Origin of the sequence: Candidatus Caldatribacterium saccharofermentans (assembly GCF_050267035.1) — a bacterium.
GTDB lineage: Bacteria > Atribacterota > Atribacteria > Atribacterales > Caldatribacteriaceae > Caldatribacterium > Caldatribacterium saccharofermentans.
The window spans coordinates 2,111,056-2,126,574 of sequence record NZ_CP187957.1; the positions used below are offsets into that span (position 1 = coordinate 2,111,056).

General features: G+C 53.7%; 14 protein-coding genes. 7 read left to right on the plus strand and 7 right to left on the minus strand.

What is annotated here, in order from left to right; all coding sequences use genetic code 11:
* Positions 1–9: 9 nt before the first annotated feature.
* The 7 genes from ACPT9Q_RS10810 to ACPT9Q_RS10840 all read left to right on the plus strand — a co-directional run bounded on the left by ACPT9Q_RS10810 (position 10) and on the right by ACPT9Q_RS10840 (position 7,376).
* Positions 10–918 carry a TIM barrel protein gene (locus ACPT9Q_RS10810; RefSeq protein ID WP_017872744.1) on the plus strand — a complete coding sequence of 303 codons (909 nt, stop codon included), beginning with the start codon at positions 10–12 and terminating at the stop codon, positions 916–918.
* A 150-nt stretch (positions 919–1,068) separates the two neighbouring features.
* Entirely contained in the window at positions 1,069–1,665 is a 597-nt protein-coding gene (locus ACPT9Q_RS10815) for a nucleotide exchange factor GrpE (RefSeq protein ID WP_427365855.1), read from the plus strand.
* A gap of 16 nt (positions 1,666–1,681) precedes the next feature.
* Positions 1,682–3,595, plus strand: coding sequence for a molecular chaperone DnaK (dnaK, locus tag ACPT9Q_RS10820; protein ID WP_017872746.1), 1,914 nt, complete (start codon positions 1,682–1,684; stop codon positions 3,593–3,595).
* A 71-nt stretch (positions 3,596–3,666) separates the two neighbouring features.
* On the plus strand, positions 3,667–4,833 hold the full coding sequence (gene dnaJ, locus ACPT9Q_RS10825; RefSeq protein WP_017872747.1) for a molecular chaperone DnaJ: 1,167 nt from the start codon (positions 3,667–3,669) through the stop codon (positions 4,831–4,833).
* A 5-nt stretch (positions 4,834–4,838) separates the two neighbouring features.
* Positions 4,839–5,594 (plus strand): RsmE family RNA methyltransferase, encoded by a 756-nt coding sequence (locus ACPT9Q_RS10830; protein ID WP_427365858.1) that lies wholly within the window; start codon positions 4,839–4,841, stop codon positions 5,592–5,594.
* The gene (mtaB, locus tag ACPT9Q_RS10835) at positions 5,563–6,831 is read left to right on the plus strand and encodes a tRNA (N(6)-L-threonylcarbamoyladenosine(37)-C(2))-methylthiotransferase MtaB (protein ID WP_017872749.1); all 1,269 of its coding nucleotides are present in this window, start codon (positions 5,563–5,565) and stop codon (positions 6,829–6,831) included. The genes ACPT9Q_RS10830 and mtaB overlap by 32 nt, the downstream gene beginning before the upstream one ends.
* Positions 6,828–7,376: a hypothetical protein gene (locus ACPT9Q_RS10840; protein ID WP_017872750.1), complete on the plus strand. Its 549-nt coding sequence runs from the start codon at positions 6,828–6,830 to the stop codon at positions 7,374–7,376. Before mtaB ends, ACPT9Q_RS10840 begins: the two co-directional genes overlap by 4 nt.
* Here ACPT9Q_RS10840 and ACPT9Q_RS10845 read toward each other — a convergent pair.
* The 7 genes from ACPT9Q_RS10845 to ACPT9Q_RS10875 are packed head-to-tail and all read right to left on the minus strand — an operon-like array spanning position 7,366 to position 15,472.
* Positions 7,366–8,670 (minus strand): iron-containing alcohol dehydrogenase, encoded by a 1,305-nt coding sequence (locus ACPT9Q_RS10845; RefSeq protein WP_017872751.1) that lies wholly within the window; start codon positions 8,668–8,670, stop codon positions 7,366–7,368. The two genes, ACPT9Q_RS10840 and ACPT9Q_RS10845, sit on opposite strands and share 11 nt — an antisense overlap.
* Positions 8,671–8,675: 5 nt before the next feature.
* Positions 8,676–9,458 carry an HAD-IIA family hydrolase gene (locus ACPT9Q_RS10850; RefSeq protein ID WP_427365859.1) on the minus strand — a complete coding sequence of 261 codons (783 nt, stop codon included), beginning with the start codon at positions 9,456–9,458 and terminating at the stop codon, positions 8,676–8,678.
* A 12-nt stretch (positions 9,459–9,470) separates the two neighbouring features.
* On the minus strand, positions 9,471–10,598 hold the full coding sequence (locus ACPT9Q_RS10855) for a hypothetical protein (RefSeq protein ID WP_017872753.1): 1,128 nt from the start codon (positions 10,596–10,598) through the stop codon (positions 9,471–9,473).
* Between the two features lie 16 nt (positions 10,599–10,614).
* Positions 10,615–12,747 (minus strand): hypothetical protein, encoded by a 2,133-nt coding sequence (locus tag ACPT9Q_RS10860; protein ID WP_017872754.1) that lies wholly within the window; start codon positions 12,745–12,747, stop codon positions 10,615–10,617.
* 1 nt (position 12,748) lies between these two features.
* Complete coding sequence (locus tag ACPT9Q_RS10865; protein ID WP_017872755.1) at positions 12,749–13,885, minus strand: M14 family zinc carboxypeptidase; 1,137 nt, start codon at positions 13,883–13,885, stop codon at positions 12,749–12,751.
* Positions 13,882–14,661 (minus strand): hypothetical protein, encoded by a 780-nt coding sequence (locus ACPT9Q_RS10870; protein WP_017872756.1) that lies wholly within the window; start codon positions 14,659–14,661, stop codon positions 13,882–13,884. Before ACPT9Q_RS10870 ends, ACPT9Q_RS10865 begins: the two co-directional genes overlap by 4 nt.
* The gene (locus ACPT9Q_RS10875) at positions 14,627–15,472 is read right to left on the minus strand and encodes a hypothetical protein (RefSeq protein ID WP_427365860.1); all 846 of its coding nucleotides are present in this window, start codon (positions 15,470–15,472) and stop codon (positions 14,627–14,629) included. The genes ACPT9Q_RS10870 and ACPT9Q_RS10875 overlap by 35 nt, the downstream gene beginning before the upstream one ends.
* Positions 15,473–15,519 lie beyond the last annotated feature (47 nt).

Below are 15,519 nucleotides of genomic sequence, written 5' to 3' on the forward strand. Positions count from 1 at the left end.
GGGAAGGTCATGAAGCTGGGGTTTATGACCGCATGTTTGCCTGAGATGAACCTTGAAGAGCTCATTGCGTGGGCCAGCCGCAACGGCTTTCAAATGCTTGAGGTGGCTTGCTGGCCAAAGGTTTATGAAAAACGGAGGTATGCCGGAACTCAGCACATCGATGTTGCCAGTCTCACCGAGGAGGAGGCTGCCCGAATCCGGGAGCTCTTTGCCTCCCATGGGCTTGCGATTTCTTCGCTTGGGTACTACCCCAATAACCTCGATCCCAACCTCGAGAACCGCCGTTTCTACCACGAGCACCTTAAGAAGGTCATCAGAGCAGCGCAGATGCTCGGGGTACCGGTGGTTGGGACTTTCGTAGGTCGAGATCCGAAGATGAACGTGGAAGAGGCCCTTGAGGAATTCCGCAGGGTCTTCCCTGATCTTGTGAAATTTGCCGAGGACCACGGGGTGAAGCTTGCCATTGAGAACTGCCCTATGCTCTACACCCTGGACCGCTGGCCTGGAGGGACAAATCTCGCCACCACTCCCTATATCTGGGAGCGGATGTTCGAGGCCATTCCCTCTCCGTACTTTGGGTTGAACCTTGACCCCTCCCACCTCATCTGGCAGCAGATTGACTACGTCCGGGTGGTGTACGACTTCAAGGAGAAAATCTTCCATGTTCATGCCAAGGACACGAAAATCCTCTGGGACAAACTGTATGAGGTGGGGATTTTCGGCTTTGGCTGGTATGTGGACAAGGTAGCCGGAACAGGAGACATCGACTGGTCTGCCTTTTTGACTGCACTCCACGAGGTCGGGTATGACTACGTGGTGAGCATCGAGCACGAGGACCGGAGTTTCGAGAAGGACACCGAGAGCAAGCTCCGGGGGATTCTTTTAGCGAAAAAACTTCTTGAACCCTATATCGTGTGATGGTGGAGGATTTTCCAAAGACCAACCCTCCCTTACAAGGGGAGGGTTTATGTTTTTTGGGAAGAAAATTTTTTGACCTTACTTGACAAATGAAGGATTGCCCGATAAACTGTGAATAGTCGAAGAAGGTAAAGGAAGGGAGGTGGCAGCATGGAGAACAAAGAGGAACTTTGGCATGCTGAAACGGGTCACGAACAGTCCACTCCACTCCAGGAAACCGGGGAAGTGTCATTGCAAGAAGAAGTTGCAAAGCTCAGAGCAGCCCTTGAAGAGGAAAAGCAGAAAGTTCTTGAGAAAGAACAGTTGGCCAATGAGTACCTGAACGACCTCAAGCGTGTAAAGGCCGATTTCGACAACTTCAGGAAACGAGAAATGCTCTACAGGCAGCAGTTTGTGAAGACCGCCAATCGAGATTTGATTCTGAAACTCCTTCCCGTTCTCGACGATCTTGAAAAAGCCCTTGCTGAGGGACAGAAAAATGGAGTTCATGAGGCGTTTCTCCAGGGCGTGGAGTTCATTTACCGGAAGTTCCTGGGGATTCTTGAGAAGGAGGGTGTTCGACCCATAGAGACCAGGGGTCAGAAGTTTGACCCCAAGTACCATGAGGCGATGATAACAGTTTCCCTCCCTGATCGGGAGGATTTTGAGATTGTTGAAGAGATACGAAAGGGGTATCTCTACCACGATGAGGTCCTGCGCCCAGCGCAGGTCAAGGTAAACCGCATTTTACAGGACAGAATGGCCTGAAAGGAGGTTGAGGGAAATGCCCAAAGTCATTGGGATAGACCTTGGAACGACAAACTCAGTGGTTGCTTACCTTGAAGGTGGTCAGCCCGTCATCATCCCCAATAAGGAAGGATCTCGCTTGACACCGTCAGTTGTGGCATTCACCAAACAGGGTGAGATCCTGGTGGGGCAGCTGGCCAAGCGACAGGCAATCACAAATCCCAAGAATACTATTTTTTCCATCAAGCGGCTTATGGGTCGCCGTTACGACGACCCTGAAGTGGAAAAAGCCCGTCGTGTGCTCCCCTACGAGATCGTCCCCGGGAAACACGGTGAGGCTTGTGTCAAAGTGGGGGACCGGATCTACACTCCTCCGGAAATCTCGGCTATGATTCTCCGCAAACTCAAGGAAGACGCCGAAGAATACCTGGGGGAGAAAATCCAGGAGGCTGTTATCACCGTCCCAGCCTACTTCAACGATAGCCAGAGACAGGCCACCAAAGATGCAGGGAAAATTGCAGGACTTGATGTCAAGCGTATCATCAACGAACCCACTGCAGCAGCCCTGGCATATGGCCTTGGGAAGGGGAAGGAAGAAATCATCGCGGTGTACGACCTTGGAGGCGGAACGTTCGATATTTCCATCCTTGAAATTGGCGACGGAGTCTTTGAGGTTAAGGCGACCGCTGGGGATACATTCCTTGGTGGCGACGATTTCGACCGCCGACTCATGGACTATATCATCGAGGAGTTCCGCAAGGACACGGGGATTGACCTCCGGGGTGACCAGATGGCGCTTCAGCGCCTGAAGGAGGCTGCAGAAAAGGCAAAGTGCGAGCTCTCTACAGCGTTGCAGACAGAAATCAACCTTCCCTTCATCACCGCCGATGCCACCGGCCCAAAACATCTGGTCATGACCATTACCCGGGCAAAGCTCGAGCAGCTGACCATCGACCTCATTGAGCGAACTATTGGACCCTGTGAGCAGGCTATGCGTGACGCTGGTCTCAAACCCGAAGACATCGACGCGGTGATTCTTGTTGGTGGCATGACCCGGATGCCGAAAGTCCAGGAAATCGTGGAGAAAATCTTTAAGAGGGAGCCCCGTCGGGGTGTCAACCCTGACGAGGTCGTCGCTATGGGTGCAGCCATCCAGGCTGGCGTCCTCAAGGGAGAAGTGAAGGACGTTCTTCTCCTTGATGTCACACCTCTTTCCCTGGGCATCGAGACCCTTGGTGGAGTGTTCACAAAAATCATCGAGCGAAACACTACCATTCCGGTTTCGCGGAGTCAGATCTTCACCACTGCAGCAGATAACCAGACAACGGTGGAAATTCACGTACTCCAAGGTGAACGACCCATGGCGAAGGATAACTTCTCCCTCGGGAGGTTCCAGCTTACCGGGATTCCTCCGGCTCCACGGGGTGTACCACAGATTGAGGTGAAATTCGACATCGATGCTGACGGTATTCTCCACGTCTCGGCTAAGGACCTTGCAACGGGTAAGGAACAGGCCATCACCATCAAGGCATCAAGTGGCCTCACCAAAGAGGAGATCGAGCGGATGATCCGAGAAGCCGAACTCCATGCCGAAGAGGACCGTCGCAAGCGAGAAGAAGCAGAGCTCCGGAACCAGGCGGATAACCTCATCTATACGGTGGAGAAGACGCTCCGCGAATCGGGCGATCGGCTCTCAGCGAGTACAAGGTCCCGTGTCGAGAGCGCACTGAATGCCCTGAAGGAATCCCTGAAAGGCACTGATGTCGCAGACATCCGTCGGAAGATGGACGATCTCCAGTCAGCTTCGCACGTCATGGCTCAGGAACTCTACCAGAAGGCAGCCCAGGGTGGGTCTTCGAGCGGTTACTCCTCGGGAGGTAGCACTGCTGGAAGCACTCAGGATAACGTCGTGGATGCGGATTACCGGGTTGTGGATGATGAAGGAAAGTGACAAAAAAGAAAGCCCATATCCCGGAGGATATGGGCTTTCTTTTTTGTGGGAAGCGCTAAGGTGGGTGGGCAATGAAACGGGATTACTACGAGATTCTTGGAGTTGACCGAAACGCAACCCAAGAGGAGATTAAAAAGGCGTACCGTCGCCTGGCTCGCCAGTATCATCCCGACGTGAACCCTGGGGACAGGGAGGCAGCTGAGCGCTTCAAGGAGATTAACGAAGCCTACCAGGTCCTTTCCGACCCCGAGAAACGAGCTCTGTACGACCGCTTTGGGCACAGTGCTTTTGGAGGCGAGGCACAGGCGGGGTATGGTGATTTTGGGCCTGATTTTGAGATTTTCCGGGAGTTCACGGGTTTTGGGGATATCTTCGATTTCTTTTTCGGATCCGGAACGCAAACCCGGCGGAGGGAACGGACGGCACGGCCTGTCCGGGGTGAGGATGTTACGGTTGAGATTACACTGGAATTTGAGGAGGCCGCATTCGGTGCCGAAAGGGAGATATCTTTTCGGCGCCTGGAAGAGTGCCCTGACTGCCGGGGGATAGGAGGAAGGAGAAAGGTTTCCTGTGGCAATTGCCACGGTACAGGGGAAATACGCCATACTCAAACCTCTTTCTTTGGTTCCATTATTACGTCCCGTCCATGCCCGTACTGTCAGGGCAGGGGTTGGGTGGTGGAGGAGGCTTGCACCACCTGCCGGGGTCGGGGGAAAGTTCAAAGGGAACGAAAGATGAAGATCAAGGTTCCCCCTGGAGTGGATACGGGCTATCGCCTGCGGATCTCAGGAGAGGGAGGAGCAGGTGAGCATGGGGGTCCTCCAGGGGATCTCTACATCCTTGTGAAGGTGAAACCACATCGATTCCTGGAACGGAGGGGACAGGACCTCTACTATGACCTTGTCGTCACTTACGCTCAACTTGTCCTTGGGGATGAAGTTGAGGTTCCCACCTTGCAGGGAAGTGAAAGGATCCGCATTCCCCCCGGGACGGAAAGTGGAACGCTTTTGCGCCTTCGTGGGAGGGGCCTTCCTGATCCCCGGACAGGAACCCGGGGAGACCAGATTCTGCGAGTACGGTTGTATGTCCCCCGGGGGGTCAGTGGGGAACACCGAAGACTTCTGGAACGGCTTCTTGAGATCGAGCGTGGCGGTGTTCAGGAGGAGAACTCTGGAGAGAACCGTAAGGGGGGATTTTTTGACCGTCTGCGGGAGGCTTTCATTCACCCCGAGGAGTAGCGCCCATGGCTCGTTTTCTCTTCCATCCGACGCCCCGAATTGGGGAAGTCATCGCGCTCTCTCCTGAGGAAACCCACCATCTCTGGGTACAGCGAGTTCCCCTCCGGACGCCTGTCCTCGTTGGCGACGGCAAGGGAGGGCTGTATCGGGGGATACTGCTCGACAGAAAAGATGAACATGCTCTGGTACTCATTGAGGAGAAGGTGGAAGATGTAGCTCCTTCTTTTTTCCTCTCCGTCTGGCAGGGTTTTCTCAAAAGCCCAGCGAGGATGGACTGGATGATAGAGAAACTCGTCGAAATAGGGGTCACGGAAATTGGGTTTTTCCCGGCAGAACGCTCTGTAAAAGAGCGGATTTCAAAGGACCGCATGGCAAGATGGGAGAGAATTGTTGTGAGTGCCTGTAAACAATCTGGGAGAACCTGGTTTCCTGTAGTACGAGTTTTTGAGTCATGGGAGGACTTCCTCGTTGGTCTTTCCAGGAAAAGGCAGCGGGTATTCCTTGCAGATGCTTCTTGTAGGGAGCGACTCCTCGAAGTTCTGCAAAGAGGAGAGGTGAAGGGTTCAGCAGCACTTATTGTCGGTCCTGAGGGGGATTTCTCCGAAAAGGAGAAGAAGGCGCTCTCCAGGATAGGGGTATACCCGGTATTTTTGGGAGGGAGAATTCTCCGTAGCGAAACCGCGGCGCTTTTTGGAGCATCGCTTCTTGTAGCCTTCATGGAGGGTAACCATGCGGATAGGTGTGAAAACCCTCGGATGTAAGGTGAATCAGGCAGAAAGTGACTTCTTGCTCTCGGCTTTTCGTAAGGCAGGTCTTGAAGTAGTTGACTTTGAAGAGGTTGCGGATTGCTATATTATCAACAGCTGTGCAGTGACCGGAGAAGCAGAGCGTAAAACCCGGCAGTATGTTCGTCGAGCTCTGCGGAAGAATCCAGAGGCCTTGGTGCTCCTTATCGGCTGTTGCGCCAAGGCCTGGCAACGTCGTGGATACAGGCCCCTCGAGGAAAGGGTGGTTTTGCTCGTTTCAGACCAGAAAGAAAAGGAGGTTTGCCAGTTCTTTGCCAAACACTGGGGCATCGCTCTTTCTCTCCCCCCTTTTCCTCTCCCTTCCCGGTCCCGGGCTTGGGTGAAAGTTGAGGATGGATGCGACCACTTCTGCAGCTTCTGTCTTGTGCCCTATCTCCGGGAAGGGGTGAAAAGCAGAAGTCCTGAAGATATCCTGCGGGAGGTTCAGTACCTTGAAGCACAGGGGGTTCAGGAGGTGGTTCTCTGCGGAACGAACCTCGGGTACTTTGGTAGAGACCTGCAATCCGTAACGCTCATTGACCTTCTGGAGCTCCTTGTGCAGAACACCAGGAACATTCGCTTTCGGCTGAGTTCTCTTGAGCCCTACCTCCTTTCAAGGGACTTCCTCTGTAGATTCTTTGCCCTGGGAACGAGAATCTGTCCTCATTTGCACTTGCCACTCCAGAGTGGAAGCGATAGGATACTGGCGAAGATGTCTCGCGGGTATTCCTCCAAAGAATACGAGGCGCTGGTGATGACCGTAAGGGCACTCTGTCCCCATGTGGCCATCACCACCGATGTTATCGTGGGGTTCCCGGGAGAGGAAGAGGAGGATTTTGAGGCAACCGTGCGTTTCTGCCAGACCATAGGCTTTTCGAGGATGCACGTTTTTGCCTTTTCCCCTCGACCCGGCACCAGGGCCTTTGAATGGGGAAAGAGGGAAGACATTCCCAAGCCTGAAAAGGAAAGGAGGGTGCGACGCCTCATTGAGGTAGGGAGAGAGCTTTCCCGGCGATACCACCAGTCTTTCGTAGGCAGAAGACTTGAGGTCCTCGTGGAATCTTGCGAGAACGGTGTAGGAATGGGTCACTCGGAGAATTACATTGTCGTGCGGGTGGAGAATCTCCAGGGGGCATGGATAGGGAAAATTCTCCCGGTCCTTGTGGAGGGTGCTGATGACACTGGCGCCTGGGGGAGGGTGGTAACGGGGTGAAAAACGCGCTTTTTGGAATTCTGTGCATGGTGCTGATGGCGGCCTTTCTCCTCTTCCCCTTCGAAACCTTTGGGGAAGAGGAGCTCCTTGAAATGCGGGTTGCGAAGTGCGTCCGTCCAAACCTTGTCGTTGCCGAGGTTCTGGAAAAGGAGGAATTCAAGAAGGTTCGGGTGAAGCTTGCTGGTGTTTCATCTCCCCTTGAGGACCCTGAGGCATACCGCCTGGCCCTTTCCCGTCTGCGGGAACTGGTGGAAGGACGAAAGGTATACTTTGACTTTGCCCTGGGACATACCCCGGAAGAACACCCCTGGGTGGGGTACCTTTACGTGCAACAGGATCCAGAAGAAGAACCCTGCATCGTCAACGCTGTACTCCTCTGCGAGGGTCTTGTGACTCTCGACGAGAGGACTGCAGGGAGAAACCTCCTTGGGTATCTTCTGAGTATGCAGGAGAAAGCCAAGGAGGCAGGAGTCGGTCTGTGGAGGAAAATCCCCAAAGAGCGTAAAAGGAAAGTCGACGAATGTCCCTCCTGTATCATTCGCTGAGGGCGGCATTCAGGAACTCTTGAAGGACCCCAAGGTGGTCCAAAAGGTCAAGGAGCGTCACCCGATCGCGCAGGAATCGGGCAAAAAGACAGGCTTCACGGACCATTGTGGGGGGAAACCCCAGGGCTTCGAAGCTCGTGGGGATGCCTGCTCGCCTGAGAAGGCGAAGAGGATTCAGAAGGGCAATTTTCTCTTCCACAGCCTGCTTGAGAGTGGAGAAGTCGATTTCTGGCCACAGAATATTGAGCTTTTTCTGAGCCGGCTTTTCGATAAAGGGAAAGAGGGGACCAAAGTGGACTTTCAGCGTTTCCTGATCTACGGTGGATTTCAGCCTCCCTCCTTGGGGGAGTTCTTCGGTGAGGAAACGCTGGAAGAGGTTCCACACGATGCAAGTTGCTGCTCCTACTCGCAGACCGTGGAAAGAGGGATGAATGCCCCTGTGGAGGGCCATCATCTCAAGGTGATGGGCGATAAGATGCTCTCCTCCTGAGGCAGGACGGGAATCCCCGATCATCTCCATGCCGAGCCCGGACTGGATGAGAGCCTGCGTGAGTACGGTGATGGCCTGCTCATCCCGTTGTTGTATCCCTTCGGCGTGAGCACTCAGGGCTCTCAGGAAAGAAGCAGTATGTTCCCAGAGGACGTCGCAGAAATCCTCACCGAAGAGTACTCGACGAATAGTCCAATCAGCGTTAGCGGTGATTTTTCCGACAAGGTCCGCAAAACCAGCCTGGATGAGCGAGAGAGGAGCAGCACAGAGAATTTCTATGTCGGCAAAGAGTGCCACCGGGGGCGTGGCGTCATAGGTCACCTTGTACCCCCCAACGAGCATCGGTGCTCCAGGAGACACATATCCATCCATGGAAGGAGCGGTGGCAACAGCCGCATAGGGAAGCCCTGTTCTGTGAGCGATGAACTTCGTCAGATCATTGATCACCCCTGATCCCACAGCCACGAGGAAATCCGGCCGATGGAAGAGGAACTCCCCAACCTGGCTTCTTGCTTCCTCGTCTGGCTCAAGGAAGGGAAAACGTTCCTGCTTTTGGAGAAGGCCGGGGATGACGGCAAAGCCATTCCGGGAAAGGAGGTCACACACCGCTTTTCCCGCTGCCTCATAGGTTGCGTCGTCGAAAAGCACCAGAGCTTTTCCACAAAAACCGAGCTCCCTGAGGACTTTAGGCATGTGGGCGATGACACCCTTGCCCACGAGAATCCTCTTCGTCCGAATTCTATGGGTTTTGCCACAGGAACAGGAGAAAGCTGTTCCGAGGAGAGCAAGAGGGTCTTTTCCCATTTCCCTCACACCCTGATGGCTTGAGTCAGTTCTTCAAGGGAGGCAAATACAAAGTCTGGCTGCCACGGAGAGGACCTGAGATCCTCACGGCGGGTCTCCCCGGTAAGTAGAAGAATGGTGGTGATGCCGGCTTGCTGTCCCATGGCGATGTCGGTGTACAGCCGGTCTCCGAGAATGGCAACTTCGTCTTTGCTTGCTCCCGTGCGCCAGAGGGCGTACTCCACCATTTCCGGATAGGGCTTCCCAAAGTACCGGGGGGTTCTCCCGGTTGCAGCTTTTATGGCTTCCGCAATGGATCCGGCATCAATCAGCGGTTCGCTTTCTGTGGGGCAGTTAAGGTCAGGATGGGTGGCGAAGAACGGGATGCCCTTTCGGAGGAAAACGCAGGCTTTTGCTAACCTGGAGTACGTGAGCGTTGTGTCAAAACAAAGAACCACAATGTCTGGATTCTCCTGAACCAGGATGAATCCGGCTCGCAGGAAGTCTATACTCACCTCCCGGGAGGCAAGGAGGAACACCCTGGAGCCGGGATAGTTCTTCTTCAGGTAAAAGATGCAGGCATCGGTGGAGGTGATGATGTGCTCTTCGGTAAAATCCCGAAGGCCCAGCCTCTGGAGCTTCTGGACGTAGAAGGTGGCCCGGTGGGAAGAATTGTTGGTGAGGAAGTACAGGTTTTTCCCCTGCTTTGTGAGAGTTTCAGCAAAATCCAGAGCTCCAGGAAGCAGGCGGTTACCAAGGTAGAACGTTCCGTCCATATCGGAGAGAAAAACCCTGATGTTCTGGAGCACTCTCTTTCACCTCTACTTGAGGAGTTCTGGATACCGGAAAGCCAAATCCTCGGTAATCCGGATACTGAGATCCTTCACTTCCACACCGTACTGTGTGACGAGGAACTTCGTATAGTCCTCGTTCTTCAAAAGGTTTTCCAAGAAGACGGGTCGCCCATGAAGGTACTGGTACGAGAGGGCACGGAGCACCTCGGGTGTCAGACGCAGAGGGTGACCTGAGGAGACTTTCTCAATGGCGTATTCCCAGAGTTCCTGGACATAGCTTTGCGGATGCTGCGCGATGTACTGTGCAAAGTACTCCTGGATTTCTCCTCGGAGTTTCTCGTAGGTTTCACCCTTTTCGTGTTCCTCACGCAGGTAGGTCATGATTTTTTCGAAAATCTCTGCGTTTTCAGCGATGATTTTCCCCATCTCCTGGGGTTCGAGCTTGTACCAGGGGTATCTCTCGAGGTACTTCCAGATCACAATCTTTCGCTCCGAAGGAGAAGGAGCAGAAGCCTCTTCCAGAACTTTTTCGGCAAAGTAAAGTTTGAAGTGGAGGCTCTGGAAGAGTTTCCCTAACTCTCCCATCACACGCTGCGAAAAGTCCAAGCGGAGTATTTCACGGAGCAAGTCCTGTCGCTTCCGGGGAAGCTCCTGACCTTCCCGTTCGGGTGCCGCAAGAAGGGGGGAGATTTGCCCTGCCCCTGCGTAGCGGGCAAGAACAGGATCAAGTCTTCTGGCAAGGCGTTCGTAGTTGACCACCCTGAGGCTCGCTTCTACTTCACCCACGAAGGCGATACTGCCATCATACGGGTTTCCGGTAATGGTGTCCTTTCGCCAAAGCGGGACCCGGAAAGAGAAAACTATATCCCCCCGGAGGGGCAGGACCTCTTCGACCACTCCGAAAGGAGGGGGCTGGACGAAAAGGCGGACCGGAATATTCTTGGTGTTCTTCACAACCCGTATTCTAAAAGGAAGCGCACTGGGTCCAAAGAGTGCTCCTTCCCGTACCCACACCTCTCGCACGATGGCCACACTCTCTGGGGGAAGAGTGTGCCAGGAGGCGAAAAAGATGCAAAAGCCCAGAACGCAGAGCAGAAACAGTAGAAAACCGAGAACCCAGGTCCCGAGAATGCTCAAGATCCTTTTGCCTCTCATTTTTCATTCCCCCACCTTACAGGAGATTCTGGCGTTTCTGGAGGTATCGCAGGTAGTACAGGTACGATACCCGCTCAAGGGATGTTCGAACTTCAAGGAGGTCAACGCCGATACTCTGGAAAAGTCGATTCCCGTTTTTGAGATACTGCAGGGCTTCTCCTTCGAAGCCCTTTCGGTAAGTCTCATCCTTGAGGTCTTCCAGAAGCTTGCCCATGGCAATTTCGTTGATGGCCATCACAAGGAGCGTCTGGTAGAGACCGGGGTAATCCGCAAGCTCAAAAACGTTCGGGTTGCGCACAAGGTCTCGGACGCGGAGGGGGTTGGCGATGAGGTCGTCGTGCTCACTCTGCATCTTCTCGCGGATGAGCGCCATTTCATGCTCAACAAAAGCCTGCCATTCTGGGTTATTCTCCATGTGCGGGTGGCGCCGCAACCATTCAAGACCAAGGAGGTACATGTCGTATACCGACCCTACCCGGTACGTATCAAGGGGCGAAGGGTAGAGGAAACGGCGGATCCATTCCCGGAAGGTTCGGCTTCGGGAAATCTCCACAAGCTTTGCCCGTGCTGTCTCGTATTCTTCCTCGAAGAAAGCCTGGCGGTACTTCTCCCGTACCCTATCGGCGTAAGCCAGAAGGAAGCTCTCTAAGTCCCGTGAGAGCCGCTCCTTTCCCCTCCCGTCAAAGTCATACTGTTTCCACCTTTCGGGGTCAGTAATCTGGAATTTGAAGGAAAAGCGGAGTACCACAAAGTCATTCCCATATCCTTCCTTGAAGAATGCCATGCTTTTTTCCCAAAGGTACCGGAGTGTTCCCAGTACGCCTCCCTGCAGAGTGGGCTCGACCTCTCGCAAAAGCAACAGCGCGTCGACGGATTGGGGGCGGCGTGTTCCCCGGTGCGCGAAGGCAAATGGTCTCGGAGTGGTAAGGAGGAGTTTTTTCGACCCCAGGGGCACACCCCGTTCGACGATGTCAAGCCGTTCACCCAGGAATTCCTGCCATCCAATTTTCAGGCTTCGCACGATAAGGAAGTCTTCTCGGTCCACAAGATGGACGCTGAAGAGAAGGAGACTCACGCCGATGAGCAAAAAGCTCACAAGCACAGTCTGGACGGGTGTTGGGAAAAGACGGTACTCTCTGGGGGATTCGAAAAGCTTTGAAGTTCTTCGCGTTCTGGAAGCCAGGGCATGACGAATTTCCCGGTAATACTCCAGAAGGGCTTCGAGTACTTCTTCCTCCACCCTTCCCCCTATCCTGGAACACAGGGTTTGCTCAAGATCCTGGAGCGTTTCGAAAAGGGCAACAGAGGACGAGGGGAGTTCCTGAACAAGGCGCTGCAGTTGCGAGGCAAAGTCCCAGTACAGGGAAGAGGAGAAGAACTCTTCAAGGGCTTCATTTCGCCGAATCTGACATACCCGGCGGGAGAATTGTCCCTCGAGGAGGAGTTCGAGCTCCCTGCAGAGAGAAGCAATTTGCTGGGCTTCCTTAAGGGGGAGGGAATAGGTACCCAGGGCAGAAAGCGTGCGTTTTGCCGTCTCGTAGTCATTGTTCTCAAGGGCACGAAGCAGGGCAAGGAGGGCTGACTTTTGGGGACCCTCCACCCGGGCGATGAATCTCTTGAGGTCTTTCTCAAGCTCCGCCTTCTGAGGGGTCCCAAGATGCGGTAGGAGCTCGAGGAAGGCAAAAGCCTTTCTTTTGGCAAAGATGGTATCTCCCACAAGGAGTTTATGGTACACCCCGTAGAGGAGGGGGGCGATAATGAGAACAACCCGGGCGTACGGATTCAGGTAATCCCCAGCCAGCATGAAGAGTGCATCCACTGCCTGGAATATAAAGCCGATGTTCCATATGGCGTAGGAGAGGAGAATACAGAGCACCAGAGTAAGCACATCCCTCCCCAGAGCGCTCTCGTACTCTCTCCGCCACTGGGCAAAAAGCCGTTGTTCGTATTCAAGGACTCGCTCCTTTGTTGATCCATCAGGACTAGCACTATCCACGCAGTAGAGGAGAAAGGGCTTTGCGGGGCCTCTCCAAAAAGCTGAAAGCCTCTGGTAACGCTTTCTCAGAGAACTCTTTGAACCCACAACGATTTTCTCTTCGGGATTGAGGGGATGGGGGATCTCAACAAGAAAGGCTCGTTCCAGATGCATTTCAGAAACGTTCTCCTTTCACTTCGACTCGCAGCGTTCCCTCAACAAAAGCAAGGCCCTGGAGGATTCTCAGTTCTTTACGCTGAGCAAAGGTCTCAATGGTTCGTCCTATGCATCCGGTGTGGTACTGGTAGAAGTCCGGTGCAAGGGCAATTCCTGCTTTTTGGAAAATGGGCCCAATGAGATAGATGCCCTCAAAAACGGGGAGATCCCGTTCCATGAAGAAAGGAATTTCCCGAAAAGCAGCTTCAAAGGCGTCCTGGAAAATAGGCAACCCGCACTTCCGGATGAAATTCCGTATGGCTAGCGTCTTTTGCACCGAAGGATAGCGCATCAACACCTCACCTCGGTATTTTGGAGGAAAGAAGGGAAAGCGACTCCTCAGAAAGTATTCCACCTTCTCACAGAAGGTGAGATGGTACCGGAGACGGGCTACACGCTCGTACTCTTCGGGAGACAGACGCTCATGGAGGAAGATCATGATACCGGCATTCTTGTATACATATTCGCTCTCCAAGGTTACGGTTTCATGGAGGCTGGAATACACCCGGATGTTTCCCGGCTGGGAGAGGAGATACCGCTGGAGTGCCTGGATACGCCGGCCACGGGTTGTCACCGTTTTTCTTCCAAAAGCCGCATTGGCATCTTCCCAGCCGAAGAAGTTCCGGATATGGTTCACACTGACCACCACAGGAGTACGAACTTCCTCACCGCTGCGATCCACGTACGCCCGGGTTTCTTTGTGCCACCCATCCGGGTCCATGACAGGCAGAAAGACGCAGTACGCTTCTCCCAGGAGAGTTTCCCACTCGCTCCCTCCCTGACAGAGGGCAAGAAAGGCAAGGAATAGGGTCAGGGAATGGACCTTTTCTCCCCCGTGACATGTGGCTTCAAAGACCAGGGTGTTCCTCCGTGCTTCGGGATTTCCGATTTCGAGAACAGGAATTTTCCTTCCCCCAGCGGTGCGGAATGTATTCCCCGTTGCGTCAGGAAGGAAGAGGAAACGCCCTGGAACAGGGCTTTTGCTCAGGTGTTCAAGGGCGAGGGTTTCCATTGCTTCCAGGAAGTCTTCGTAATCTCTCTCGAGGAGTTCAAGATGAGCTCCCAAGGAGGTAACGTCAGCAAGAACCGGTATCATTGCGAATCGCTCCATGGAGCAAGGGGTACGGGAGGGCGGAGGAACTTCGTCCATTCGCTCTTTTCCGTCGCCTGAGTTGCTGGCCAGAAGAAGTCCTTAAGGAATCCAAGACCAAGCCGTGCAGCAAGGCGAAAGGCCTGCACAAAACCCTCGCCGTTTCTGTCCTGCCGTACCACATCATTGAGCAGGCGAAGCGCATGGTTTTCGACAACGCGAAGCACCATATCTTCAAAGGCGCTTTCTAGACCCCAGGACACCTGCTGATAGTGTCGGGAAATCTCGAGGAAGTTCCGGTCTTCAAAGTACGGGTCTCCGATAATCATGTCCCAGGCCATCGGCTGGAACCCCGGAATGCCATGCATGATGAAGAGGATGGGGAAGAGGCGGTGGAGAATGCTGTAAAAGCCCCGGAAGCGGAAACGACCATAATGGTAGAAAAGGTCCCGGTGTTTCTGTGTTTCAAGAAGGAGGGCATCGTCTTTCCGGAGGGTGTCGAAGAACACGTTTTTTAGGTACTCCCGCACTTCCTTGGCGGACTTCCGGGGAGTAACGGCGTACCCGTTCGAGATTTCCTCAACAGCCAAAAACTCTGAAGGCAGGCGCATCAGGAAGCTTTCTTTTTCTTTATCCTCGACATGGAGGATGATTTCTGTCTTTTCGCCCCGAAAAGCCCGGAGGTACTGGGCAAATCGCTCTTCCGCAAAGAAGGGGTGTCTTGGGGAAAAGAGCGTGTAACCACCTTTATTGAAGAGCTTGTAGAGCTCGATTTTGGGCATAACGTTCCTCCACTGCTTCCAGGGTGAAAGAGAGGTCCCGCACGGGAACGCAGAGGAAAGGTGTGAAGACCTCAGGGATGAGAAGGAGGTCTCCGAGGAAGAAGCGCTTCACCTTGGTCCAGGGGGTGTGCGGGATGCGCTTGAGGAGATAGCTCTTGTCCTTCTCGCGTCTTTTGAGGTTCTCGTACGCCTTGCGAATTTCTCCAAAGACGAAACCTGTCTTTTCCTTTGCTCTCAGGAAGCTTAGGATTTTTTCAAGGTATGCGGGATCCCCAGGGGAGAGGGTAAGGAAAAAGTCCAGCACCTCAGAGAGCGCTTTGTGCCGCTCGGGGTCCTGACCCTGGGTGATTGTCTGAAGCCGACACTGGGCAAGGCGAAGGAAACGCCTTCGCCTTGCCCAGTTATCGATACCCGTGAGTGCAAGGTAAGGCTGGCGGAACCAGATAAACCACCAGGTGTTCACGCTGAAGAGTCCAATGACGTAGGCCACAAGGCAAAGGGAGAACATAAAACGGTAATTCCTCGCGATCTTCTCGTAGAAAGAGAGAGAATACAGGAATTCGTCAATCATTCTCTCAAGAGAACAGAGAATGTTCTCCATCTCCCCCTCGCTCAGGGGCAAGGACGAAGAAGGAGCATATACTTCCCACTGGAGTACAAAGGGAGATTTCCCCCGGACTTTTCTTGCAAGTTCCACAATATCGCAAGGTGGGGAGGCAACCCATGCTCCTTCTTCGTACCATCCCGAAAGCCTTGCAGGGAGGATATAGAGTGGGATATTTACTGCTTCAAGATGCTCTCTCCAGTTCACCAAGGTCCCTTTTGCCACGCTCCTTTTGACAGTATAATAGACAAAAA